The organism is Klebsiella sp. CN_Kp113, assembly GCF_040064585.1.
Lineage (GTDB): Bacteria > Pseudomonadota > Gammaproteobacteria > Enterobacterales > Enterobacteriaceae > Klebsiella > Klebsiella michiganensis.
Genome location: NZ_JBEAID010000011.1, coordinates 34,151 through 58,889, shown reverse-complemented (window position 1 = coordinate 58,889; position 24,739 = coordinate 34,151). Strand labels below are relative to the sequence as shown.

The window sequence follows — 24,739 nt, the reverse complement described above, 5'->3', positions numbered from 1 at the left end:
AAGGAGTATAAAATGAAACGGATGAGCGCCGATGAAGCGGCGGAGATTATCCAGCACGACCAGATGGTGGCGTTCAGCGGATTCACGCCCGCCGGTTCGCCTAAAGCGCTGCCCGCGGCCATCGCTCGCCGCGCTGACGAATTACATCGGGCGCAGAAGCCTTTTCAGATCCGCTTGCTGACCGGCGCCTCCATCAGCGCCGCCGCCGATGATGCGCTATCGGCAGCCGATGCCGTCTCGTGGCGCGCGCCGTATCAGACCGCCTCCGGACTGCGGCAAAAAATCAACCAGGGGCAGGTGAAGTTTGTCGATCTGCACCTGAGCGAAGTGGCGCAAATGGTCAACTATGGGTTCTTTGGCGAGATTGATGTCGCGGTGATCGAAGCTTCGGCTATCGCGCCGGACGGACGGGTCTGGCTCACCAGCGGTATCGGCAACGCGCCAACCTGGCTGCTGCGGGCGAAGAAAGTGATCATTGAGCTGAATCACTACCACAGCCCGCGGGTTGCCGAGCTGGCCGATATCGTGATCCCCGGCGCCCCGCCGCGGCGCAACAGCATCGCCATCTTTCATGCGATGGATCGCGTGGGCAGCCGGTACGTGCAAATCGATCCGAAAAAGATTGTCGCTGTGGTGGAGACCGAGCTGCCCGACGCCGGAAACGTTCTGGATAACAATAATCCGGTTTGTCAGAAAATTGCCGATAACGTGGTCACCTTTCTGCTGGAAGAGATGGCTCGCGGACGCATCCCGCCTGAATTTCTGCCGCTGCAAAGCGGCGTGGGCAATATCAACAACGCGGTCATGGCGCGGCTGGGCGAAAATCCGGATATCCCCGCTTTTATGATGTACTCGGAAGTTTTACAGGAGTCGGTGGTTCATCTGCTGGAAACGGGGAAAATCACCGGCGTCAGCGCCTCCAGCCTGACGATATCCGCCGATTCGTTGCGCAAGATTTACGACAATATGGATTTCTTCGCCAGCCGCATTGTCCTGCGCCCGCAGGAGATCTCCAATCATCCGGAAATTATCCGCCGTCTGGGGGTTATCGCCCTCAACGTGGGGCTGGAGTTTGATATCTACGGTCACGCCAACTCGACGCACGTAGCCGGGGTGAATCTGATGAACGGCATCGGCGGCAGCGGCGATTTTGAACGCAACGCCTGGCTCTCTATCTTTATGGCGCCGTCCATCGCCAAGGACGGGAAGATCTCCACCATCGTGCCGATGTGCAGCCATGTCGATCACAGCGAGCACAGCGTGAAGGCGATCGTTACCGAGCAGGGTATCGCCGATCTGCGCGGGCTATCGCCGCTGCAGCGCGCCCGCGCCATCATTGATAACTGCGCGCATCCGCTCTACCGGGACTATTTACATCGCTATCTGGAGAGTGCTCCCGGCGGACATATTCACCACGACCTCGCCCACGCCTTCGACCTGCATCGTAATCTGCTTGAGCACGGTTCAATGCTCGGCTAGCCCTCCGCGCCGTCGCGATCTTCAGTAATATGCTGAAGCATCGTGGCGGTATAGCGATGATTTTTCAGCGAATAGAGATACTCCTGCATATACATCGCGCTGCCGGGCGCGTCGAAGTACTTCAGCTTCGCCGGATTCACCAGACGCCAGGCGAAGTAAGGAATAACCGTCAAAAACTGCCCGCGCTCTACGGCGCTAATTTTGGCCATAAAGCTGTAGGGGCGATAGATAATCGTCGGGTTGATCCCGCTGGGGCGCATATACGCGTCCAGCATCGCCTCAAAATTGGCCCGGTTCTGGAAACGCATCTGCAGCCAGGGCAGCTCACGTAACAGATCCTGCGGCGGCTTATCTTCATAACGGCGGGAAACAAGAAACCCCAGACGCAGCGGCGCCAGTTCGCTAATGGTCAAATTTTCCAGCTCCTGCACGCGGGGCGAAACATGCTGCGGCGAGATAATAAAATCCAGCTGGCGATCGAACAGGTTATCAATCACGCCATTCTCGCTGAACTCCACGGCCTGGGTGGTTACGCCATCGTATTTATCGCCCAGGCTGATGAGCTGATCGAAAATAATCGTTGGATAGGTATTGTCGATGCCGATAACGATGTTGCGCGAGCGGTGCGCGGAATAGTGAATTTCGTTATCGATGGCCGATAAGCGCTGATAAATGGGAAACAGTTTCTGATAGAGCTCCTGCCCCGCTTTATTGAGGCTGATGCTGTTATCTTTACGGGTAAATAGCGTATAGCCGATCTGATCCTCCAGCGCAGCGATGCTTTTGCCGAAGGGAGACGCGGTCATATGAATTTTTTCCGCCGCTCTGGCGATATTATTGGTCTGCGCCAACAGAATGAAATTGCGCATCTTTTTTGAAATAAAGATATCCATGCTCACCTCATCGTAGAACAGGGATATATCCTTACCTTATTCAGGGAAAAGACTTTTGTCGCGCTCTCAATTTTACAGATAGTGACAGAAAAAACCCGGCGCGAAGGCCGGGCGACAGGATTACTGCGCGGCTTTGGGTTCTTCAGCGGGTTTCGCCGGTTCCGCAGGTGCTGGCGCAGGCTGGGTCGGCTGCAGCTCAAACACCACGTCTACCTGGTCATCAAACTGAATGGTCGCCTGCTCGTAGGTTTCCTGAGCAGAAACCGGCGCCGCATCGGCTTTCATCATCCGCACCATCGGGCTCGGCTGGTAGTTGGAGACATGATAGCGAACGCTGTAGACGGGCCCCAGTTTGCCGTGGAACCCGGTAGCCAGCTCCTGAGCCTGGTGAATGGCATCATCAATCGCCGCTTTACGCGCTTTATCTTTATAAGCGTCCGGCTGCGCCACGCCCAGTGAAACCGAACGGATCTCATTCAGACCGGCTTTAAGCGCCCCATCTAACAGACCGTTGAGCTTATCCAGCTGGCGCAGCGTCACTTCAACGCTACGCACCGCGCGGTAGCCCTTAAGAATGCTTTTACCGTTCTGATAGTCGTAATCAGGCTGGGTACGCAGGTTAGCTGAGTTAATGTCTTTCTTCGCAATGCCGCTCTTCTCCAGGAAGGAGAGATACTGGGCCACGCGCTCATCGGCCTGTTTTTTAGCGGATGCCGCGTCTTTCGCGGAGACGTTTACTTCAATCGCCAGCGTAGCGATATCAGGAACCGCTGCGACGCTGGCGGTACCTGAAGTGACGATATGTGGGCCGTTTGGCAACTCGTTTGCCTGAACTTCCATTGCGCTAAATCCGAGTGCCGCCGCCAGGGCCATGACTTTTAACTTCACTGTCGTTTCTCCATCTTACATTGGTCGTCTATACGCAGACGCATGCCTGCAAGCTTAGCGCGTACGCGGAGAAAGTCCATCGGACAAGGCTTAGTTAAGCAGCGCCTGCACATGAGCGAAGCCGTCCTTCGCCAGCTGGAAGGCAATGACCCACATCACCAGACCGACCAGCACGTTGATAACGCGCTGCGCCTTTGCCGTACGCAGGCGCGGGGCGAGCCAGGCGGCCAGCAGGGCCAGCCCAAAGAACCATAAGAATGAGGCGCTGATGGTACCTAAGGCAAACCAGCGCTTCGGCTCCATCGCCAACTGCCCGCCAAGGCTGCCGAGAACCACAAACGTATCCAGATACACGTGCGGATTCAGCCAGGTGACAGCCAGCATGGTGACGATAATTTTCCAGCGTCCCTGCTTCATCACTTCCGCGCTGGCCAGCGCCAGATTGCTGCTCAAGGCCGTTTTCAGCGCGCCAAAGCCGTACCACAATAAAAAAGCGACGCCGCCCCAGGTCACCAGCGCCAGTAGCCACGGTGACTGCATCAGCAGCGCGCTGCCGCCAAAAATCCCGGCGCAGATCAGCAGCAGATCGCTGATGGCGCACAGCAGAGCAATCATCAGGTGGTACTGACGACGAATGCCCTGATTCATCACAAAGGCGTTTTGCGGACCGAGCGGCAAAATCATGGCCGCTCCCAGGGCAAGGCCCTGAAAGTAATACGATAACATCGCAAGTGATTTCCACTGAAAGAGTCAATGCCGGGGAATATAGCGCGCGGAAATCATTAGAGGAAATTGAAAATTTTAATTGTTAATAAGAACCACTAATAAGGCGCAGAAAAAAGGCCGGACGAACCGGCCTGTATAAAAGAGGAGAATTACTCTGCTTTTTCCTGCGGACGAATGACGTGAACGTCCATCTGCGGATACGGAAAGCCGATGCCGTTGGCGTCAAAGTCGCGCTTAATACGCTCCAGAACGTCCCAGTATACGCTTTGCAGATCGCTGCTCTTACTCCATACGCGCACCACGTAGTTCACCGAAGAAGCGCCCAGTTCATTGAGACGCACGGTCATTTCACGATCTTTGAGGATACGTTCATCCGATTCGATGATATTGGTGAGCAGCTGCTTCACTTTATCGATATCAGCGTCGTAGGCCACGCCGATGATAAACTCGTTGCGGCGCACCGGCTCGCGGGAGAAGTTGATGATATTCCCGGCAATGATTTTACCGTTCGGCACCACCACGATTTTGCCATCCGCGCTGCGCAGGGTCGTGGAGAAAATCTGCACGTTCAGCACGGTTCCCGCGATACCGCCAAGGTCAACGTATTCACCGGCTCGGAACGGGCGAAAGACCACCAGAAGGACGCCAGCGGCAAGGTTAGACAGCGAGCCCTGCAGCGCCAGACCGACGGCTAAGCCCGCGGCGCCGAGCACCGCGATCACCGAGGCGGTTTGCACGCCCACGCGGCCGAGAGCGGCGATCAGGGTAAAAGCAATAACGGCGTAGCGTACCAGCGCAGAGAGAAAATCGGCAACGGTGGCATCAATATGCCGCGCCCGCATCAGGCGATTGACGGTGTTGGAAACAATCCGCGCCACGATCAAACCGACAATAATAATCGCGATAGCCGCGACAATGTTGACGGCATAGCTCAGCAGTAACGCCTGATTGCGCACCAGCCATGAACCGGCGTTATTTATGCTATCGACAACGTTCAAATCTTCCATTCAACTTTCCTTATGGATACCCGGACGGGGAAAAAATAACCAAACCTGATAATTACAAACAGGTTAAGGGTAAACAATAAGAGTGCGTTTTGCCAAATTGATCACATTTATTTAGCAACATTTCATGTTGTTCAGATAATAAAAAAGCCCGCATTTCTGCGGGCTTCCGGGTAAGCAACAAACCTTTCTTACAGAACGTCGATCGCGTTCAGCTCTTTAAATGCCTGCTCCAGACGGGTCACCATGGACGTCTGTGCAGCGCGCAGCCATACGCGCGGATCGTAGTATTTCTTGTTCGGCTGGTCTTCGCCTTTCGGGTTGCCCAGCTGGCCCTGCAGGTAAGCTTCGTTAGTTTTGTAGTACTGCAGGATACCGTCCCAGGTTGCCCATTGGGTATCGGTATCGATGTTCATTTTGATCACGCCGTAGCTTACGGAGTCTTTGATTTCCTGAGCGGAAGAACCGGAACCACCGTGGAATACGAAGTTCAGGCTGTTGTGCGGCAGGTTGTGTTTCTTAGAAACGTATTCCTGAGAGTCGCGCAGGATAGTCGGGGTCAGTACCACGTTGCCCGGCTTGTAAACGCCGTGTACGTTACCGAAGGAAGCGGCGATGGTGAAACGCGGGCTGATTTTGCTCAGCTCGGTGTACGCGTAATCAACGTCTTCCGGCTGGGTGTACAGAGCAGAAGCGTCCATGTGGCTGTTGTCCACGCCGTCTTCTTCGCCGCCGGTGCAGCCCAGTTCGATTTCCAGAGTCATGTCCATTTTGGCCATACGCGCCAGGTACTTAGAACAGATCTCGATGTTTTCGTGCAGGGACTCTTCAGACAGGTCGATCATGTGAGAAGAGAACAGCGGTTTGCCAGTTGCGGCGAAGTGTTTTTCACCCGCGTCGAGCAGACCGTCGATCCACGGCAGCAGTTTCTTAGCGCAGTGGTCAGTGTGCAGGATAACCGGAACACCGTAGTGCTCAGCCATCTGATGCACGTGATGCGCGCCAGAGATAGCGCCCAGGATGGCTGCGCCCTGAGGAACGTCAGTTTTCACGCCTTTGCCCGCGATGAACGCAGCGCCGCCGTTAGAGAACTGAACGATAACCGGAGAACGAACTTTTGCAGCTGCTTCCAGAACAGCGTTGATGGAATCAGTACCCACGCAGTTTACCGCTGGCAGAGCAAAGTTGTTTTCTTTAGCTACCTGGAACACTTTCTGAACGTCGTCGCCAGTGATGACGCCCGGTTTTACGAAATCAAAAATTTTAGACATGTTACGTAGTCCTGTATCTGTATCTTCGACCGTTGAAGAAGGTTCGCGAGCTTTTACGCGCGCTGAAAAACAGGCGGGTCTCCCCGCCTGAACTGAATTACTGCTTAGCGCGCTCTTCGAGCATGGCTACTGCCGGCAGAACTTTACCTTCCACGAATTCGAGGAATGCGCCGCCGCCGGTGGAGATGTAGGAGATTTTGTCAGCAATACCGAACAGGTCGATTGCTGCCAGGGTGTCGCCGCCGCCTGCGATGGAGAACGCTTCGCTGTCTGCGATGGAGTTAGCCACGATTTCAGTACCTTTGCGGAAGTTCGGGAATTCGAACACGCCGACCGGGCCGTTCCACAGGATGGTTTTCGCGTTTTTCAGGATTTCAGCCAGTTTCTCTGCGGAAGCATCGCCCAGGTCCAGAATCTGCTCTTCATCTTTGATGTCGTTAACAGATTTCAGGGTAGCGGTTGCGGTTTCAGAGAACTCGGTTGCCACGCGAACGTCAGTCGGAACCGGGATATCGCAGGTTGTCAGCAGGCGTTTCGCTTCGTCAACCAGATCGGCTTCGTACAGGGACTTACCGACGTTGTGGCCCTGAGCGGCAACGAAGGTGTTGGCGATGCCGCCGCCGACGATCAGCTGGTCAGCGATTTTAGACAGGGAGTCCAGAACGGTCAGTTTGGTAGAAACTTTAGAACCACCCACGATAGCGACCATCGGACGAGCCGGTTCTTTCAGCGCTTTACCCAGGGCGTCCAGCTCAGCGGCCAGCAGCGGGCCTGCGCAAGCGACGTCAGCGAATTTGCCGATACCGTGAGTAGAAGCCTGCGCGCGGTGAGCGGTACCGAACGCGTCCATGACGAATACATCGCACAGCGCAGCGTATTTTTTCGACAGCGCTTCGTCGTCTTTCTTCTCGCCTTTGTTAAAGCGAACGTTTTCCAGAACCACCAGCTCACCGGCAGCGACTTCAACGCCGTCCAGGTAATCTTTAACCAGACGTACCGGGTTAGACAGTTTGTCTTTCAGATAGTTAACAACCGGCAGCAGAGAGAATTCTTCGTTGTACTCGCCTTCGGTAGGACGACCCAGGTGGGAAGTGACCATCACTTTCGCACCCTGTTTCAGGGCCAGTTCGATGGTCGGCAGAGAAGCACGGATACGCGCGTCGCTGGTTACTTTCCCTTCTTTAACTGGTACGTTCAGATCCGCACGGATAAAAACGCGTTTACCAGCCAGATCCAGATCGGTCATCTTAATTACAGACATGGTGAATCCTCTCGTTGATTCTTGATAAAGTTTTGCAGGCGCCTGAGCGCCTTACCTGAAACCTTGTGCGGCCATCGCTAACGTGGTGTCGAGCATCCGGTTAGCAAAGCCCCATTCGTTATCGCACCAGACCAGCGTTTTGATCAAATGCGCGCCACTTACCCGCGTTTGTGTGCCATCGACAATGGCGCTATGGGGATCGTGGTTGAAATCTATCGAGACTAACGGCAATTCCGTATAGTCAACTATACCATGAAATGCACCCAGTGCTGCTTTTTGCAGCAACTGGTTGACTTCACTTGCTTTTACCGGTTTTTTCACCGTTACGCTAAGGTCGATCGCCGTCACATTAATCGTCGGTACACGAACCGCAATCGCTTCAAAGCGATCGTTAAACTGAGGGAAAAAACGCGTGATCCCCGCAGCAAGCTTAGTATCAACCGGGATGATTGATTGGCTGGCCGCTCGCGTCCTGCGTAAATCCGGATGCCAGGAATCAATGACCTGCTGATCGTTCATTGATGAGTGGATCGTGGTTACCGTTCCTGACTCTATGCCGTAGGCATCATCTAACAGCTTAATGACCGGAATAATGCAGTTGGTGGTGCAGGAGGCGTTGGAGACGATACGGTGCTCGGTTCTGAGCTCAGCATGGTTTACGCCAAAAACGATCGTCGCGTCGAGGTCGTTGCCGCCAGGGTGTGAAAAAAGCACTTTTCTGGCGCCGGCCTGAAGATGGGCTTCGCCATGCTCGCGGCTGCCGTAAACGCCGGTACAGTCAAGAACCACATCAACCGCCAGTTCCCGCCAGGGCAACGCCTCAAGGGAAGATTCATGCAGAAGACGAATGGCATCGTCGCCAACAAACAGCTGCTCTCTCTCCTGACGTACATCCCAGGCAAAGCGCCCATGGCTGGTGTCATATTTCAATAAATGCGCGATGCCGGCAGCATCCGCCAGTTCATTGATTGCCACCACGGTAATTTCCGCACGACGCCCGGATTCATACAAAGCACGAACCACGTTACGCCCGATGCGACCGAAGCCATTAATCGCAATGCGTATGGTCATAGGTCTCCTGCAAGGCTATCCATGATATGAGGTGGCTGACAGAGTAATGCAGTAACGCTCTAAGGGAAACCTTACCTGTCGCAAACTGCGACTGATTGATTAATTGTCGAACATTTAGACGACTGAAACGCTTCAGCTAGAATAAGCCAAACAAGGAATAAAAGGAATGATTGTCCAGCCGGAGAAACCATTTATCTGACTTACATCACACTTTTACCCTCTCTGCCGCGGAATTTATTCCCTATTCCACAATGACGAATAAGCGTAGCAAAATCTTTTCGTTGCCGGGCGGCAAACACTGATTTATATCAGAAACTATACCGTATAGCGGCGATATGATGACCGTTACGTCCGAGTCTCGGAGTCCCTCGAAAAAATGACAATCCCCCACTTGCAGCCCTCTGCGGCTCGTTACTATGCGCTTCGCTTACTTCCGGGCGATGAGGTTTTTTCACGCCTGCGCGCCTTCATACAAGAGCAACAGATTCAGGCTGCCTGGATAGCCGGCTGTACCGGCAGCTTAAGCCATGCGGCATTACGTTTTGCCGGCCAGGATGAGACCACTTTTTTGACCGGAACCTATGAGGTTATCTCCCTGAACGGCACGCTGGAATGGCAAGGTGAACATCTCCATTTAGCGATATCCGATCCGCAAGGCGCCATGCTCGGTGGCCATATGATGCCCGGCTGTGCCGTCCGCACCACCCTTGAGCTGGTGATAGGCGAACTGACCTCCCTGGCGTTTAGCCGTCAGCCGTGCGCGGTTTCCGGCTATGACGAACTGGTCATTTCATCCCGATAACTTTTCCCCTTAAAGAGGTTTCTATGGTTCGTCGCCAATTTACCAGCCAGTCCCTGGTGCTGATTGCGATCGCCGTCGCCATCAATATGATCGGCGGACAGCTCATCAGTCTGTTAAAGCTTCCCATCTTTCTCGATTCGATCGGCACCTTAATCAGCGCGGTTTTACTCGGCCCGGTCATTGGCATGTTGACCGGGTTACTGACCAACCTCCTGTGGGGGCTGCTGACCGATCCGATTGCCGCCGCCTTTGCGCCGTTGGCGATGGTGATTGGTCTGGTCGCCGGATGGCTGGCGCGCGCGGGATGGTTCCGCACCTTACCGAAGGTGGTCATTAGCGGCGTTGTCATTACCCTCGCCGTGACCGCGGTCGCCGTACCGCTGCGTACGGCGCTGTTCGGCGGCGTGACGGGCAGCGGCGCGGATCTGTTTGTCGCCTGGATCCATTCGGCAGGTCAGAATCTGCTGGAATCGGTGGCGATTACCGTCTTAGGCGCTAATCTGGTGGATAAAATCCTTACCGCGATTATCGTCTGGATCCTGCTGCGCCAGCTGCCGCTGCGCACGCTGCGTCAGTTTCCTGCGATGTCTGCCGTACGCTAATGCACCCTTTTACGTCATTAACCCTCTGGGCGCTGGCGGCGGCGACTACGCTGCTGCTGCCCGCAGAGACGGCGCTGCCGATTTATAGCGCAGCGGCGTTTCTCAGCTTGCTGCTGTTCAGGGCGACGCGGCGACGGGCAAAATACGTCGCCTGGCTCCTCTTCTCGCTGGGCATTGGCCTGTGGCTGGTCCACGGCGGCTGGTTTACCCAGTGGCTGAGCGGCCACCCTCGCGACCCGCAGCGCTGGGCCAGCGCCATCACGCTGTGGCTGAGAATTCTGGCGATTGTTTCAACGTCACAGCTGTGGATGGAGTACGTACCGGTACAACGCTTTATTCGCGCCCTGTTTGCTTCACGCCTGCCGCCGGGCGTCGCTTATCTGTTCGCTGGCCCGCTGCTGGTTGTCGAACAGCTAAAGCGCCAGCTGACGATTATCCACGAGGCCCAACGCGCCCGCGGCGTACCGCTGGACGAGAACGGCTATCAGCGGCTGCGCGCTATGCCTGCGCTCATTATCCCTCTGACCCACAACGCGCTTAACGATCTGGCGATACGCGGAGCGGCGCTGGATATGCGGGCATTTCGTTTACATCGTCGGCGCACCACGCTTTGGGCGCCGAAAGACAGCGCCTTACAACGTCTGGCGCGTTACGGCATGCTGCTGGCGATGGTCGCTGAAGCTGGAGCCTGGCTATGGTTACGTTAGAACAATTCCGCTATCACCCGACCCAGGCGGCGCGATCTGCGGCATGCTTTGATTTTCATTATTCGCAGCCCGGCATTGTGGCGATTTTTGGCGATAGCGGCAGCGGGAAAAGCACTCTGGCGCAGATTATGGCGGGCTGGTATCCGGATTTTCTGCCCGGCGATATCGAAGGTAAAGGCACCCTGCTTGGTATCCCCATCGGGCAGCAATCGCTGGTCGAACGGGCGCAGACCATCCAGCTGGTCCAGCAATCACCCTATCTCCAGCTTTCCGGCTGTACCTTCAGCGTCGAAGAAGAGGTCGCTTTTGGCCCTGAAAATCTCTGCCTCAGCGAAGAGGAGATTATGCGCCGTATTGACGAAGCGCTGACGCTGACGGCGTGCCAGGCGTTACGACATCGCCACCCCTCCACCCTATCCGGGGGAGAAACCCAGCGCGTGGCGATCGCCTGCGCGCTGGCTATGCGGCCAACGCTACTGATCCTTGACGAAGCCTTTAGCCGCCTGACGGCGCAGGCAAGCGCTATGCTTCTGGAGCGCCTGGGGCACTGGGCGCTGGCGCAGCGTTCGTTGATTATCCTTTTTGAACGCCCCCCTTCGCCTTTTCTTGCCTGGTGTCAGCAGGGATGGCGACTGCACGATGGAGCGCTTTCCCCGCTATGCTAACGTTGAATCAGGTGACCTGGCGCTGGCCCGGCGCGACGGCTGACTGTTTGCAAAATATCTCGCTGGCGCTCGGCCAGGGGGAATGGCTGGCGCTCACCGGCGATAACGGCGCGGGGAAATCCACCCTGCTGCGGGTGATGGCCGGACTGCTACCCGCCACGTCCGGTAGCGTCAATTTGCTGGATAAGCCGATTGCGCAATACAAAAACCGTCAACGCGCCAATATCATCGGCGTGCTGTTTCAGGAGGCCGAAAACCAGCTCTTCCACAGCAAAGTCGCGGAAGAGGTCGCCTTTGGGCTGCGGCTACAAAAATTGCCTCCTGCGGAGGTTGCGCAACGCACCGCGGCGGCGCTGAAATTATGCCGGCTGGAGAGCGTAGCCGACGCGCATCCGCTGGATTTACATACCGCCCAACGCAGGATGGTCGCCGTCGCCTCTCTGGAAGCCATGGCGCCAGAAATACTGCTGCTTGACGAACCCAGCCGCGATTTTGACCAGCACTGGCTGGCAATATTTGAAGCGTGGCTGGCGGTTTGCCGCAAAAGAGGGACCAGCGTAGTGGCCATCAGCCACGATGAGGCGTTTACACGGCGGCACTTTTCCCGCCGGGTGCTTCTGGAAAAAGGCAGGGTGCTGAGGATGGTCTGAAAAAGAAACGGGCCGCCAGAGCGACCCGTTTTTTACGGCGGCAGCCAGAGTTTTTACCCGGAGGCGGTGCTGCGCACCTTCCCGGGCTACCCGACCGCGCTGGCCCGTAGCCCGGAGGCGGTAAAAGAACTACAGCAGCGCTTTCGCTTTCGCGACCACGTTGTCCACGGTGAAGCCAAACTCTTCAAACAGCTGCTCCGCCGGCGCAGACTCACCGAAGGTGGTCATGCCAACGATCGCGCCGTTCAGGCCCACGTATTTGAACCAGTAGTCGGCGATACCCGCTTCGATGGCCACGCGCGCAGAGACGGCTTTCGGCAGCACGGCTTCACGGTAAGCGGCATCCTGCTTGTCGAACGCGTCGGTGGACGGCATGGAAACCACGCGCGCCTTCACGCCTTCGGCAGTCAGTTTTTCGTAAGCGCCAACCGCCAGCTCCACTTCAGAACCGGTGGCGATGAAGATCAGCTCCGGCTGTCCCGCGCAGTCTTTCAGCACGTAGCCGCCGCGGGCGACGTTCGCCAGCTGCTCTTCGGTACGCTCCTGCTGCGCCAGGTTCTGACGGGAAAGGATCAGCGCGGTCGGGCCGTCCTGACGCTCTACGCCGTATTTCCACGCAATGGCGGATTCCACCTGGTCGCAAGGACGCCATGTTGACATATTCGGGGTGACGCGCAGGGAAGCCACCTGCTCAACCGGCTGGTGCGTCGGGCCGTCTTCGCCCAGACCGATGGAGTCGTGGGTGTAGACCATCACCTGACGCTGCTTCATCAGCGCCGCCATACGTACCGCGTTACGCGCGTACTCGACGAACATCAGGAAGGTGGAGGTGTACGGCAGGAAACCACCGTGCAGGGCGATGCCGTTGGCAATCGCGGTCATACCGAATTCACGTACGCCGTAGTGGATATAGTTACCGGCAGTGTCTTCGTTGATGGCCTTAGAGCCGGACCACAGGGTCAGGTTACTTGGCGCCAGGTCAGCGGAGCCGCCGAGGAACTCAGGCAGCAGCGGGCCGAAGGCTTCAATGGCGTTCTGGGACGCTTTACGGCTGGCGATTTTCGCCGGGTTAGCCTGCAGCTTCGCGATGAATTCGTTCGCTTTCGCGTCGAAATCAGCCGGCATGTCGCCTTTCATACGGCGGGTAAACTCGGCAGCTTCCTGCGGGAAGGCTTTGGCGTAGGCGGCGAATTTCTCGTTCCACGCGGACTCTTTCGCCTGGCCGGCTTCTTTGGCATCCCACTGGGCATAGATTTCAGACGGGATTTCAAACGCCGGGTGTTTCCAGCCGAGCGCTTCGCGGGTCAGCGCGATTTCCGCGTCGCCCAGCGGCGCGCCGTGGGAGTCGTGGGTACCGGCTTTGTTCGGCGAACCGAAACCGATGATGGTTTTGCACATCAGCAGGGACGGTTTGTCGGTGACCGCACGCGCTTCTTCTACCGCGCGTTTAATCGAGTCAGCATCGTGACCGTCAACGCCGCGCACCACGTGCCAGCCGTAGGCTTCAAAACGCTTCGCGGTGTCATCGGTGAACCAGCCTTCCACGTGACCGTCGATAGAGATGCCGTTGTCGTCATAGAACGCCACCAGCTTGCCCAGTTTCAGGGTACCGGCCAGGGAGCATACCTCGTGAGAGATACCTTCCATCATGCAGCCGTCGCCCATAAACGCGTAGGTGAAGTGGTCAACAATGTCGTGGCCCGGGCGGTTGAACTGCGCCGCCAGAGTTTTCTCCGCGATGGCCATACCAACCGCATTCGCAATACCCTGCCCCAGCGGACCGGTGGTGGTTTCCACGCCCGCGGTGTAGCCGACTTCCGGGTGACCCGGGGTTTTAGAGTGCAACTGACGGAAGTTCTTCAGCTCTTCAATCGGCAGATCATAACCGGTGAGGTGCAGCAGGCTGTAAATCAGCATGGAACCGTGGCCGTTGGACAGGACAAAACGGTCGCGGTCGGCCCAGGACGGGTTCTGCGGGTTATGATTCAGGAAATCACGCCACAGGACTTCGGCAATGTCAGCCATACCCATCGGGGCACCCGGGTGACCGGATTTGGCTTTCTGTACTGCGTCCATGCTCAGCGCACGAATAGCGTTAGCAAGCTCTTTACGTGAGGACATTTTGACTCCAGATCGGATAATGAAGGCCATGCCCGCAACGACTTGACGACAGCGCGTTTTGGGCTACGCCGGAAAAAAGTGTGAACAATGTAACCTAAGCGGCAAAGCATGTACATGGAGCATCCTTTTGCCGTTTAAGAAATCTCTGGAACACGTTGTGCTACGGCGTAATCCTCTCGCCCGCATTCTCATATAGTATTTATAATTTGCACAGGATACGGCAGGCAGCCATCGCCGTTTTTTCGGATAAATAACCATAAGATTGTGGAAGATAAAAAAATGAAAATTCGCTCAGCTCTTCTTGCCCTTGGGATCGCAGCCACGCTTACCGGATGCCAGAACATGGATTCCAACGGCCTGCTTAGCTCCGGCGCAGAGGCTTTCCAGGCTTATTCGCTTAGCGACGAGCAGGTGAAAACCTTAAGCGACAAAGCCTGTCAGGAGATGGATGCGAAAGCGACTATCGCGCCTGCCAGCAGTGAATACAGCAAACGCCTGAGTAAAATCGCCGCCGCGCTGGGGGACAACATCAACGGCCAGCCGGTGAACTACAAGGTGTATCAAACTAAAGACGTTAACGCCTTCGCCATGGCTAACGGCTGCATCCGCGTTTACAGCGGACTGATGGATTTGATGAATGATAATGAAGTCGAAGCGGTTATCGGCCACGAAATGGGTCACGTCGCGCTGGGCCACGTGAAGAAAGGGATGCAGGTAGCGCTGGGCACCAACGCGGTACGCGCGGCGGCGGCCTCCGCGGGCGGCATCGTCGGCAGCCTGTCGCAGTCGCAGCTGGGCTATCTGGGCGAGAAGCTGGTGAACTCGCAGTTCTCCCAGCGTCAGGAATCGGAAGCGGACGACTACTCGTACGATCTGCTGCGCAAGCGCGGCATTAATCCGGCAGGACTTGCCACCAGCTTCGAGAAACTGGCGCAGCTGGAAGCCGGACGCCAAAGCTCCATGTTTGATGACCACCCGGCATCGGAAGCACGCGCTCAGCATATCCGCGATCGCATGAAGGCCGACGGGATTAAGTAAGCCCCGGCGGACTCTCACTGTTTATAGTGAAGAGGAACGCCTTGCGGAGTCCCCCCTCTCCCGGTAAGGAGAGGGTATGGGCCCTCTAGCCGGGCGTTTTCCCCGGAGGCGGCATGCGGGCTCGCCGGCAGATTAGTACAGCGTCTTCTGCGGCGGGCCGGCAAAGCGCAGCGCGCCAATTTCACCCATTTTCACCTCCACTACCGACGGCCCCGGCATCGCCAGCGCTTCGGTCATCACCGCCTGGAAATCCTCCGCCCGATCGACGCTCCACGCCTGCAGACCGATGGCCTGTGCCAGCAGCGTAAAGTCTGGCGTATGCAGTTCGTTATAATACTGGCGGCCGCCAAAATACTTATCCTGGATACCGCGCATCACGCCGTAGCCGCCATCGTTCATAATCAGCAGCGTCACGTTAGCCTTTTCCTGAGCCAGCGTCGCCAGTTCACCGAGATTCAGGCTCAGGCCGCCGTCGCCGACCAGCCCCACCACCTTACGCTGCGGATTGGCAATAGCGGTACCGATCGCCATCGGCAGCCCCATACCGATAGCCCCGGCCAGCGAGTGAATATTCATCAGCGGACCGTGGGCGCGAAACAGGCGGCTGCCCCACAGGCTACCGGATACGGTAATATCGCGGACCAGGATGCCGCTCTCCGGCAGCGCCTGCGCGATAGCGTCGCTTAATCTGGCGTAATCGCCGCACTGCTCGCGCAGCCCCTGCTCCGCGATCGCCACCGCTTCTTTTATCTGGCTATCCCAGCGCGCGTCGCCCCATATGCGCCCCTGCGCTCGTTCCGCCAGCGCGCCTAATAACGCGCGGCAGTCCGCCACCAGCGTATTGTCCATCAAGTAGTTACGGCTGGCCGCCGCCGGGTCGATATCAATCTGCACCCGCGGCGCGGGCAGCTCCAGCGTCCACGAACGCGTCTCGTTGCTGCGCAACCGAGAACCGGCGACAAGTGTGAAATCACAGTGTGAAATCAACGCTTCAACCGACGGCGAATTGTGAAATGCGCGCAGGCTGGCACGGTGGCCATCCGGCAGAATGCCGCGGCCGTGGGTGCTGGAAATCACCGTCATCCCGGCATCCGCCAGCGTCTTCACCGCCTCGCTGCTCTCTAATGCGCCGCCGCCGAGCCACAGCAGCGGCCGCTTCGCCTGCTTAAGCTGCGCCCACAGCGTATCAACCATCGACGATTCCGGCGCCACAGCCGAAGCGCGTCTCAACGGCGCGGTCAGCAGCGAAAGCGGTATTTTGGCGCTCTGAATATCAATCGGAATTTCAACCGAGACCGGGCCACAAGGCGGCGTCTGCGCCTCCTGAATCGCTTTATGCAGGAGAGCGACCGCCTGATTGGCGCTACTGATGCGATAAGCGCGCTTTGAGCTGGCCTTCAGGAAGGTCAGCTGATCGCGAGTTTCGTGAATAAACCCGGTATCGGCATCCAGCCAGGCTTTTTCAACCTGGCCGGTGAGGTGCAGCAGCGGCGTGCCGGCGTTCATCGCTTCAACCAGCGCGCCGACGGCGTTGCCCGCCCCGGCCCCGGTGCTGGTCAACGCCACGCCGAGCCCGGAAAAACGCCCATGGGCGTCAGCCATGGTCACCGATCCCGCCTCCCCGCGCGCCGGGACGAAGCGGATTTTTTCCCGCTGGCCGACGGCATCGGCGATCGGCAGATTGTGAATAGAGATGACGCCATATATGGCTTCAACATGATACTGCTCCAGCGTTCTGGCGATGGCGTCGCCGACGGTTATCATTTCGCTCATTGCTCACCCTTCTCTCAGTCGCACCAGTGGTTGACGCTATTACCCGTCGCCAGATAAATACTCTTCTGCTGCATCCAGGCTTTCAGACCCTGGATGCCTTTTTCGCGGCCCAGGCCGCTCTCTTTAAAGCCCCCAAACGGGGTGGAAATAGAGAAAACCTTATAGGTGTTGATCCACACCGTACCGGCCTCCAGCTGTTCGCTCAGGCGCAGAGCGCGGCCGGTATCGCGCGTCCAGATCCCCGCCGCCAGCCCGAAGACGGAGTCATTGGCCTCGCGGATCAGCGCCGCTTCATCGCTAAAGCGCAGCGCCACCAGCACCGGCCCGAAGATCTCTTCCTGACAGACGCGAGCCTGGTTGTTCAGTCCCTCGACGATCGTCGGCAGGAAGTAGCTGCCCGCCGCCAGCGCCGGATCCGCCGGGATCTCGCCGCCGCACAGCACGCTACCGCCTTCGCGCTTCGCCAGTTCGACATACGCCAGCACGCTCTGGCGATGCTTATCGTTAATCAGCGGTCCGACGTGGGTGTCGGCGCTAAACGGATGGCCCACCCGCAGTCCGCGGGTTAATTCCAGCAGCCGGGCCATTAATTGCGGATAGACTTTCTCATGAATGAACAGACGCGATCCGGCGATGCAGGCCTGGCCGCCGGAGCTGAATATGCCGTAGCAGATACCCCGCGCCGCCTGTTCAATATCGGCATCTTCCAGCACGATGGTCGGCGATTTGCCGCCCAGCTCCAGCGACGCCGGGATCAGTTTTTCCGCCGCCACGTGCGCCAGATGCCGCCCGGTAGCGGTGCCGCCGGTAAAGGAAATTTTGCGCACCTTAGGATGACGAGCCAGCGCATCGCCAATCACCGAACCTTTGCCCGGCAGCACGCTCAGCAGCCCGGCGGGCAGCCCGGCCTGCTCAAAGATGCGCGCCAGCTCCAGCGCCATCAGCGGCGTCGCTTCCGCCGGCTTGAGGATCACCGCGTTCCCCGCGGCGATGGCCGGCGCAACTTTTTGCATTTCGCTGGCGATGGGCGAGTTCCACGGCGTAATCGCCGCCACCACGCCCAGCGGTTCATAGCGGCTCAGGGTCAGCAGATCCGTCTGACGCGGCGTCGGCAGCTCGCCCTCCAGCAGTTCGCAGGCGGCGGCAAAATAGCGCGCGGTGCCCGCCGCGCTCATCACCAGACCCCGCGCTTCCGCCAGCGGTTTCCCGTTGTCGCGGCTCTGCTTGCGGGTTAACGCGTCGCTCTGCGCTTCAATCAGATCGGCGACCTTATGCAGGATCTTTGCCCGCTGATGCGGCAGCGTGGCCCGCCACGTCGGCTCCCGCCATGCGCGATCGGCGCAGTCGATCGCCTCCTGCAGATCGTCCAGGCTGGCCGCATATAGCGAAGCGTTAAGCGATCCATCCGCCGGAAAGCGGCTTTGCATCAGGTTGCCGCCGCCGCGCCGCCACTGGCCGCCGATAAAAATGTCTAACTCGTCCATCTCAGCCTCTCTGCGTTATGTCAGTTCGCAGCAGGCGCGTACCGCGCTCAGTGCCGCCAGGGTCGACGTTTTAGGATTGCTGGCAAGCGGCAGACCGCTCAGTTCAAGGTGAAACTCGCCGAATAGCCCTTCGGCGTGCAGCGTATGGGTATTGCGTTGCGTCGTCGGATCCACCATCAGCTGCACCCGGGTGGCATCAAGACCAATGCCGCCCAGCGCCACGGTTGCCGCCACGTTGGCGTTCGCCGGAAACAGCCGCGCCGCTTCGCGGGCGCTGCCCTCAAAGAAAATCCGCGTTTCATGTACCGCGCTAAGATCGATCAGCTGCTCGGCATAGCTGCCGCGCCAGCTGGCCGGGCTTTTACGCGACTGATAGGTCACGCGCTCAAGGCCGCCCTCTTTCGCCGCCGCCAGGCCATCAATACCGGCTATCGCGCCCGCCAGCAGCGTTAGCCTGCCGCCCGCCTGGCGTAGGCGCTGTTCCAGTTGGCTATCCGCCAGCGCGCCGGTGGAGATCACCGCCAGATGCCAGCCGCGGGCCAGCACCGCCTCACCGTACTGCGCCACCGCCTGCTGACTGGCGCATTCAAGCACCAGATCCGGCGTCTGGTCGCACTGCAGCGGATCGCTCAACGGCGCAACCGCCCCGGCAAACTGCTGGCGGATCGCCGCATGGTGCGGCTCGCGAGCTACGATCCAGCCTAACGCCACCTGCGACGGCAGCCGTTCAATGACCGCCTGCGCCATCGCGCCGTAGCCGATTAACATCACCTTTTTCATCATCTTTCCTTACAGGTGACGGCAAAAGCCGCCGGACACATCCAGCGCCGCGCCGGTGGTAAACGAAGCCAGCGGAGAAGCGAGAAACAGCAGCGCCTGCGCCGGCTCCTGCGGTTTTCCGAGCCGCGCCATCGGGATCCCGCGCTTGCGGGCGATGTCGGCGGTCCACTCTGGCCAGCTCTGGCTCTTATCGCTGCGGTTTGCAAAACGGCGCTGCCACTGCCCGGATTCGACCATGCCCAGCAGAATGGAATTGACGCGAATCCCTTTGCCGATCAGATCCTTCGACAGGGTTAGCGTCATATTTAGCAGCGCGGCGCGGGCGGCGGAGGTGGCGATCATGTGCTCTTCCGGCTGCAGCGCCAGCAGCGAGTTCACGCAGGTAATTGAGGCGATATCCGACCGCTCAAGCTGCGGCTGGAACGCCCTGACCGGATTAATCACCCCGAACAGTTTCAGTTCGGCTTCGTGCAGCCAGGCCTCGCGCGGCGTATCGGCGAAATGGGCGACATAGCCCTGGCCGGCGTTGTTTATCAACATGTCGGCGCCGCCAAAATGGGCTTCTACTGCAATTGCAAAGGCCTGGACCTCTTGTTCATTCAGGACGTCGCAGCGCCAGGAAAACACGTCCCCGGCGGGATATTCGTTTAGCAGCGCCGCGTGGGCGCTGGCCAGCCGGTCCGGGTTGCGGCCGCAAAAGGCGACTTTCGCCCCTTCGCCCAGCAGCAGGCGCAGCGTTTCGAAACCAATTCCTGACGAGCCGCCGGTGACCACCGCGACGCGTCCTTCAATTTGTGCATTCATCGCGCACCTCTTCCCCTATGCGTAAAAGCTGTTGATTAAAAAACGTCGCGTTATCGAGATAGCTGGCGTGCCCGGCCTGCGGGATAGCGGTGTACGGCATGCCGTAGCGTAGCGCCACCCCCTGCACCAGCTCGGGCTGGGTGATAGCATCCTGCTCGCCGCACCACACGGCGAAGCGGCCGCGATAATCGGCAAGCCAGCGGTGGATGTCGTCGTGCGCCAGCATCCAGGCGGCGGCGAGATAGCCTTCACTGCGCAATCTGCGCATGCCTGCCGCAACCGTCGCCACATCGGCTTCGCGCGCGCCGGCGCGCAGCAGCTTCGCCGCCCGTCCCAGGGCCATCGCCTCACCGCCCAGCGCCATCTGCTGCTGACGCCCTTGCCAGACTTTTTCCCGCTGCGCGGCTGCCGCCTGGCCGTAGCCCTGAGCGACGTCGGCCAGCACCAGATACCGCACGCGCTGCGGATACCTGGCGGCAAAAGCGGCGGCGACCAGCGCGCCCAGCGAATGGCCGACCAGTACGGTTTTCTGCACCCCGGCCCGGTCGAGCATCCGCGCCAGCGCATCAGCGTAGTCGCCGGCATCCGCCCGCGCCGTCGTAAGCATCGGGCTTTCGCCATAACCGGGCATATCCCAGGCCAGCACGCGGTAGCCGGGAAGCGCCATCTGTTTATGCCAGGAGGCCGCGCCGGAACTGATGCCGTGCAGCAGCGTCAGCGGCGTACCGCTTCCTTGTTCACGAAAACCCGTCATCATCGCTCCTTAGCTACGCTTCACTTTCGACAGCGGATGATCTTCCGGGTAAGTCGGAATATGCGGTTTTGGCGTACCGAGCATCACGCACATCAGCGCCTCTTCCTCGCCGTGGTTGAACAGCCCGCGATAGATTCCGGCCGGAACGGAAATCAGATCGCGTTCGCGCAGGACGGTCTCGGTATAGCTGTCGCCATCCTGGATCATCAGGGTGATCTGCCCTTTGAGCATGAAGAACACCTCTTCCACATCATCGTGCAGGTGCAGCGGGCCTTCGCATTTGGACGGCAGTACCATGGTGGAGAAGGTGAAGTGTTCCGCCTGAACGGTATTGCTATCGCTGGCGACGCCGGTCGCGCCGGTGCCGATATAGCGCATCTGCGCGCGGCGATACTTCGGGTCGAAATCCGCCTGGAACTTCAGCGCATTCCAGTCGTATTTACGGCCTTCAAAGCGCGCGATACGCGACTCGACCCACTCTTCCATCGTCAGATGTTCAGGTTTCAGACTCGGTTTTGCGGTTACGGTTGAATCAGTCATCGTTTTATCCTCAGTAACGTCTTAGCAGCGGCAGTAACAGGACGCAGCCCACCGCCGCCATCACCGCCAGAAAAATCAGCCCGGAATCCATGCTGTGGGTGAAGGCGATAAGCGCGCCCATCACCGCCGGCGATAGCGCCCCGGCAAAGTTTCCCAGCCCGTTGAAAATTCCGCCCGCGGTGGCGCTGACTCGCGGATGGGTCGCCTTGGCCAGCAGCGCGAAGATATTCGGCGCGCCGGTCCCCCACATAAAGGTGCTAAAGCTCATCGCCGCGATCACCGGCAGCGGCGTGGTGAAATGCATCACCGCCGCCAGGCCAATACCTGCACCTGCCAGGGAAATAAAGCAGGCGGCGGCGCGCTTATCGACGCGGTCTGACAGCCAGGCGCCGATAATTTCGCCGAGCAGCATGGCGATAAACGGCATCGACGACAGCCAGCCGGCGTGTTCAAGATGGATACCTTTGCCCTTAATCAGGTAGCCGGGCAGCCAGCCGTTGATGCCCCACAAATAGGCGAGAAAGGCGATATTGAAGATGCAAATCATCCAGAAGTGCGGGCTGACAAACAGTTCGCGGCGGGCGCTGCGGCGCGCCTCCTGTGACGTTTGCCCGCCGCTGGCTTTCGCCTCCAGCCTGACGCCGCGCAGCCCGATGCGCACAAAAATCAGTACCGGCACCGTCAGCATCGCCATCACAAAGAAGGTGCTCTGCCAGCCGAAGGTGTTGAGCAGCCAAATCGATAGCGGAAAGCCAATCGCCGCGCCCACCGGCGTCCCAAGCAGCCAGAGCATGGTGGCCCGCGCCTGCAGGTGTTGCGGAAAGGTATGGCGGACGATAGCGAACGCCAGCGGGAACAGCGGCCCCTCGGCGATACCCAGCAAAATTCGCAGCGTCACCATCAGCGTGTAGTTGTGGGTGAAGCCCATCACCAGCATTAAAATGCACCACACCGCCATCATCCCGGTAAGCAGACGCAGCGGCGCGATACGGTCGCCCAGACCGCTTAACAGCACCGAGGAAAATCCGTAGCTCAGCAGGAAAGCGCTCATCAGGATGCCCAGACGAGTGGTGTCGAAATCGATGCCCATCGCCTGCTGGAAGTGGCTATCGGAAAACAGCGCGGCGATGCTGATCTTGTCGAAGAATGCCAGCAGTACGCAGGCCAGCAGCGACAGCGGAATGGCCCAGCGAACCGCTTTTTCAGGCGTGCGGATGCCCTCGCCGCTCGCCTCAGCAGGCGCGGCGTTAGTCTCTAATGTGGTCATTTCTCCCCCTTAAGGGTGCGGGTTAGCTATCGCAACGACATCAGTGAAAAAGCCGGGTCGGCGAGCGGTACAGCGGATAAATCTCGCCCCGCCGCCATCCAGCGCTTCGCCAGCTTGACGGTACGCGCATCGTTGAACGCCACCAGCTGCGTCAGCCGCCCGTTTTCGTCCAGCGAGAAGTACAGCGAATCTTCACGCGCTATCGTTCTGCTGCCCGGCTGCGGAATACCGAGGATCTGGATATTGTGCTGATATTGATCCGACCACAGCCACGGCGCGTCGTCGTAGCCTGGCGCATCGGGATTGAGCATCGCTTTTGCCGTCGCCACCGCCTGATTCTGGGCGAAGGCCCAGGACTGGATGCACAGGCCGTAGTGATGATGCTGCGCCACATCCCCGGCAGCAAAGATGAACGGATCCGACGTTCGCCCCTGGGTATCCACAACGATCCCGCGCTCGGTTTTCAGCCCCGCGTCGCGCGCCAGTTCGAGATTAAGATCGACCCCGATCCCCACCACCACCGCATCATAAATTTCGCGCTTACCGTCACAGTGAATGACCGGCAGGCCGTTATTATCTTCCAGCTCCAGCGCGCCGCAGCCGGTGCGGATATCCACGCCCTGCGCGCGATGAATTGCCGCTAGGCGTTGTGACACCTCGCCGCTCACCGAACGCATGCACAGCGCAGGCTGCTGCTCGAACAGCGTAACCGCCACGCCGTTTTTCCGCGCCGAGGCGGCAATCTCAAGGCCAATCCAGCCGCCACCGACAATGGCCAGTTTTTGACTTTCCGCCAGACGACTTTTCAGACGCTGCGCATCCTGCCAGTGACGCAGGGTATAAACCTGAGGGTGCGCCGCCCAAGCCTCGCCCGGCAGACGCGCTCGCCCCCCGGTGGCGATTAAAAGAATGTTGTAACTAAGCCGTTCGCCGTTGCTTAAAATCACCGTTTTAGCGACCCGGTCAATCTGCTCCGCACGCAGCGGACGATACCAGCTCAGGTTCAGCGCCTGCTGCGCCTCGTGCGAAAACAAGCGCGGTAGCTGCGCATCGGTATCCAGCAATGCGGCTTTGGAAAGCGGCGGCCGCTCGTAGAAATCCCATTCCTCTTCCGCCACCACGCAAATCTCACCGTCGAATCCCTCGTCGCGCAGCGTTTTCGCCGCCCAGCCGCCCGCCTGGCCGCCGCCGACAATCACAATCCGCGCCGTCATACCGCCTCCGCTTTTTTCTGCTGGCGGCGAGTATCGTGGTCGATACCGCCCTCCACCGCCCATTCGGTAAAGGAGACCAACGAGTGCTCCAGCTCGCGCGGCTGCCAGTTCTCCGTCAGATAATCATCGTTGGTGTAGTACTCGAAGGCGCCGCCGGTGGGGCTGTTGACGTACCAGAAGTAGGCCGAAGAGACCGGGTGGCGGCCGGGGCCGATAAAGGTACTCCAGGCGTTTTTGTTCATCGCAATGCCGCCGCCGATCACCTCGTGAATATCGCGGACGGTGAAAGCAACATGATTCAGCCCGCGCTTACGGTTCGGCAGCTGCAGCAGGAAGAGGTTGTGATGGCCGCCGCGCGCGCCGCAGCGCAGGAATACCGCGCGGTTGATGTAGCGGTCTGACACCTGGAAGCCGAGCACCTCGCGATAGAAGCTTTCGACCGCCGCCAGTTCTTCAACAAAGAACACCACGTGGCCGACGTTGATCGGCTGCGCGCGGTCGTAAACCGGGCTCGGCGTGTCGATGCGGCGAACATCGCCCCACTGGTTGATCGGCTCGACGTTAAGCTCTACCGCCGTTTGCTGGCTGACCTGCACCCGCAGCGTCATGCCGTTCGGGTCGAGGCACTCCAGCGCGCCGTCAACCCTACGGAAGCCGGGCTGACGTTCCAGCTTTGGACGTAGCGCCTCCAGCGCCGCCTGGTCCGCTACGCCCCAGGTCATACGCCGCAGCGTATTGCCGGCTTCAAACGCTGGGGGCAGGTCGGGGCTGTCGATCGGGTTAAGCTCGACGCGCGCGCCGCTGAGGGTGGTAAACACGCGGCCGCTGGCGTCGCCAGCCAGGCCAAAATCGTGCATAAATTTGGCGCTATGGTTCAGGTCATCTACGCCAAATTCCAGCTTTTCAATTCCGGTAATACTCATTTTTCGTCGCCTCTTTACCGTT

The 24,739-nt window shown here is 58.8% G+C and carries 24 protein-coding genes; 7 read left to right on the top strand and 17 right to left on the bottom strand.

The window, feature by feature from the left end; genetic code table 11:
• Positions 1-12: 12 nt before the first annotated feature.
• Entirely contained in the window at positions 13-1,479 is a 1,467-nt protein-coding gene (locus ABLV30_RS05350; protein ID WP_154920032.1) for an acetyl-CoA hydrolase/transferase family protein, read from the top strand.
• On the opposite strand, the gene ABLV30_RS05345 is transcribed toward ABLV30_RS05350, so the two are convergent.
• The 7 genes from ABLV30_RS05345 to epd form a co-directional block, all read right to left on the bottom strand.
• Entirely contained in the window at positions 1,476-2,372 is an 897-nt protein-coding gene (locus tag ABLV30_RS05345) for a LysR family transcriptional regulator (RefSeq protein ID WP_014226814.1), read from the bottom strand. The two genes, ABLV30_RS05350 and ABLV30_RS05345, sit on opposite strands and share 4 nt — an antisense overlap.
• Before the next feature lie 120 nt (positions 2,373-2,492).
• Entirely contained in the window at positions 2,493-3,260 is a 768-nt protein-coding gene (locus ABLV30_RS05340; protein WP_265802024.1) for an oxidative stress defense protein, read from the bottom strand.
• Between the two features lie 90 nt (positions 3,261-3,350).
• The gene (gene argO / locus ABLV30_RS05335) at positions 3,351-3,986 is read right to left on the bottom strand and encodes an arginine exporter ArgO (RefSeq protein ID WP_014226816.1); all 636 of its coding nucleotides are present in this window, start codon (positions 3,984-3,986) and stop codon (positions 3,351-3,353) included.
• 149 nt (positions 3,987-4,135) lie between these two features.
• On the bottom strand, positions 4,136-4,993 hold the full coding sequence (locus ABLV30_RS05330) for a small-conductance mechanosensitive channel MscS (RefSeq protein ID WP_014839522.1): 858 nt from the start codon (positions 4,991-4,993) through the stop codon (positions 4,136-4,138).
• 188 nt (positions 4,994-5,181) lie between these two features.
• Positions 5,182-6,261 carry a class II fructose-bisphosphate aldolase gene (gene fbaA, locus ABLV30_RS05325; protein WP_009654956.1) on the bottom strand — a complete coding sequence of 360 codons (1,080 nt, stop codon included), beginning with the start codon at positions 6,259-6,261 and terminating at the stop codon, positions 5,182-5,184.
• 97 nt (positions 6,262-6,358) lie between these two features.
• Positions 6,359-7,522: a phosphoglycerate kinase gene (gene pgk, locus ABLV30_RS05320; protein WP_265802027.1), complete on the bottom strand. Its 1,164-nt coding sequence runs from the start codon at positions 7,520-7,522 to the stop codon at positions 6,359-6,361.
• Positions 7,523-7,573: 51 nt separating this feature from the next.
• Positions 7,574-8,593 carry an erythrose-4-phosphate dehydrogenase gene (gene epd, locus ABLV30_RS05315; protein WP_014226819.1) on the bottom strand — a complete coding sequence of 340 codons (1,020 nt, stop codon included), beginning with the start codon at positions 8,591-8,593 and terminating at the stop codon, positions 7,574-7,576.
• A gap of 376 nt (positions 8,594-8,969) precedes the next feature.
• On the opposite strand from epd, the gene ABLV30_RS05310 reads away from it, so the two are divergent.
• The 5 genes from ABLV30_RS05310 to ABLV30_RS05290 are packed head-to-tail and all read left to right on the top strand — an operon-like array spanning position 8,970 to position 12,019.
• Positions 8,970-9,395: a PPC domain-containing DNA-binding protein gene (locus ABLV30_RS05310; protein ID WP_049101981.1), complete on the top strand. Its 426-nt coding sequence runs from the start codon at positions 8,970-8,972 to the stop codon at positions 9,393-9,395.
• A gap of 23 nt (positions 9,396-9,418) precedes the next feature.
• Complete coding sequence (locus tag ABLV30_RS05305) at positions 9,419-9,997, top strand: ECF transporter S component (RefSeq protein WP_348865566.1); 579 nt, start codon at positions 9,419-9,421, stop codon at positions 9,995-9,997.
• A complete protein-coding gene (locus ABLV30_RS05300; protein WP_038423621.1) occupies positions 9,997-10,704 on the top strand; it encodes an energy-coupling factor transporter transmembrane component T in 708 nt (235 codons plus the stop codon). Before ABLV30_RS05305 ends, ABLV30_RS05300 begins: the two co-directional genes overlap by 1 nt.
• Entirely contained in the window at positions 10,692-11,369 is a 678-nt protein-coding gene (locus ABLV30_RS05295; RefSeq protein WP_025105947.1) for an energy-coupling factor ABC transporter ATP-binding protein, read from the top strand. Before ABLV30_RS05300 ends, ABLV30_RS05295 begins: the two co-directional genes overlap by 13 nt.
• The gene (locus tag ABLV30_RS05290; RefSeq protein ID WP_046878338.1) at positions 11,363-12,019 is read left to right on the top strand and encodes an ATP-binding cassette domain-containing protein; all 657 of its coding nucleotides are present in this window, start codon (positions 11,363-11,365) and stop codon (positions 12,017-12,019) included. Before ABLV30_RS05295 ends, ABLV30_RS05290 begins: the two co-directional genes overlap by 7 nt.
• A 129-nt stretch (positions 12,020-12,148) precedes the next feature.
• Here the strand turns inward: ABLV30_RS05290 and tkt are convergent, their stop codons facing one another.
• Positions 12,149-14,140: a transketolase gene (tkt, locus tag ABLV30_RS05285; protein WP_057174316.1), complete on the bottom strand. Its 1,992-nt coding sequence runs from the start codon at positions 14,138-14,140 to the stop codon at positions 12,149-12,151.
• Positions 14,141-14,419: 279 nt separating this feature from the next.
• On the opposite strand from tkt, the gene ABLV30_RS05280 reads away from it, so the two are divergent.
• Positions 14,420-15,178 (top strand): M48 family metallopeptidase, encoded by a 759-nt coding sequence (locus ABLV30_RS05280; RefSeq protein WP_265802031.1) that lies wholly within the window; start codon positions 14,420-14,422, stop codon positions 15,176-15,178.
• A gap of 132 nt (positions 15,179-15,310) precedes the next feature.
• Here the strand turns inward: ABLV30_RS05280 and ABLV30_RS05275 are convergent, their stop codons facing one another.
• From ABLV30_RS05275 to ABLV30_RS05235, 9 genes are read right to left on the bottom strand one after another with little or no spacing between them, the layout of a single operon-like run.
• A complete protein-coding gene (locus ABLV30_RS05275) occupies positions 15,311-16,951 on the bottom strand; it encodes a thiamine pyrophosphate-binding protein (RefSeq protein ID WP_181251426.1) in 1,641 nt (546 codons plus the stop codon).
• A gap of 14 nt (positions 16,952-16,965) precedes the next feature.
• Complete coding sequence (locus ABLV30_RS05270) at positions 16,966-18,435, bottom strand: aldehyde dehydrogenase (RefSeq protein ID WP_265802034.1); 1,470 nt, start codon at positions 18,433-18,435, stop codon at positions 16,966-16,968.
• A 15-nt stretch (positions 18,436-18,450) separates the two neighbouring features.
• Positions 18,451-19,215 (bottom strand): aspartate dehydrogenase, encoded by a 765-nt coding sequence (locus ABLV30_RS05265; RefSeq protein ID WP_143440094.1) that lies wholly within the window; start codon positions 19,213-19,215, stop codon positions 18,451-18,453.
• A gap of 9 nt (positions 19,216-19,224) precedes the next feature.
• A complete protein-coding gene (locus tag ABLV30_RS05260) occupies positions 19,225-20,019 on the bottom strand; it encodes an SDR family oxidoreductase (protein WP_143440092.1) in 795 nt (264 codons plus the stop codon).
• Positions 20,003-20,773 (bottom strand): alpha/beta hydrolase, encoded by a 771-nt coding sequence (locus tag ABLV30_RS05255; protein ID WP_032751226.1) that lies wholly within the window; start codon positions 20,771-20,773, stop codon positions 20,003-20,005. Before ABLV30_RS05255 ends, ABLV30_RS05260 begins: the two co-directional genes overlap by 17 nt.
• Before the next feature lie 9 nt (positions 20,774-20,782).
• Entirely contained in the window at positions 20,783-21,313 is a 531-nt protein-coding gene (locus ABLV30_RS05250) for a cupin domain-containing protein (RefSeq protein ID WP_004125089.1), read from the bottom strand.
• Between the two features lie 10 nt (positions 21,314-21,323).
• The gene (locus ABLV30_RS05245) at positions 21,324-22,580 is read right to left on the bottom strand and encodes an MFS transporter (RefSeq protein ID WP_032751228.1); all 1,257 of its coding nucleotides are present in this window, start codon (positions 22,578-22,580) and stop codon (positions 21,324-21,326) included.
• A 26-nt stretch (positions 22,581-22,606) separates the two neighbouring features.
• Positions 22,607-23,794 carry an FAD-dependent oxidoreductase gene (locus ABLV30_RS05240; RefSeq protein WP_265802036.1) on the bottom strand — a complete coding sequence of 396 codons (1,188 nt, stop codon included), beginning with the start codon at positions 23,792-23,794 and terminating at the stop codon, positions 22,607-22,609.
• On the bottom strand, positions 23,791-24,717 hold the full coding sequence (locus ABLV30_RS05235; RefSeq protein ID WP_032751231.1) for a VOC family protein: 927 nt from the start codon (positions 24,715-24,717) through the stop codon (positions 23,791-23,793). Before ABLV30_RS05235 ends, ABLV30_RS05240 begins: the two co-directional genes overlap by 4 nt.
• Positions 24,718-24,739: the final 22 nt, after the last annotated feature.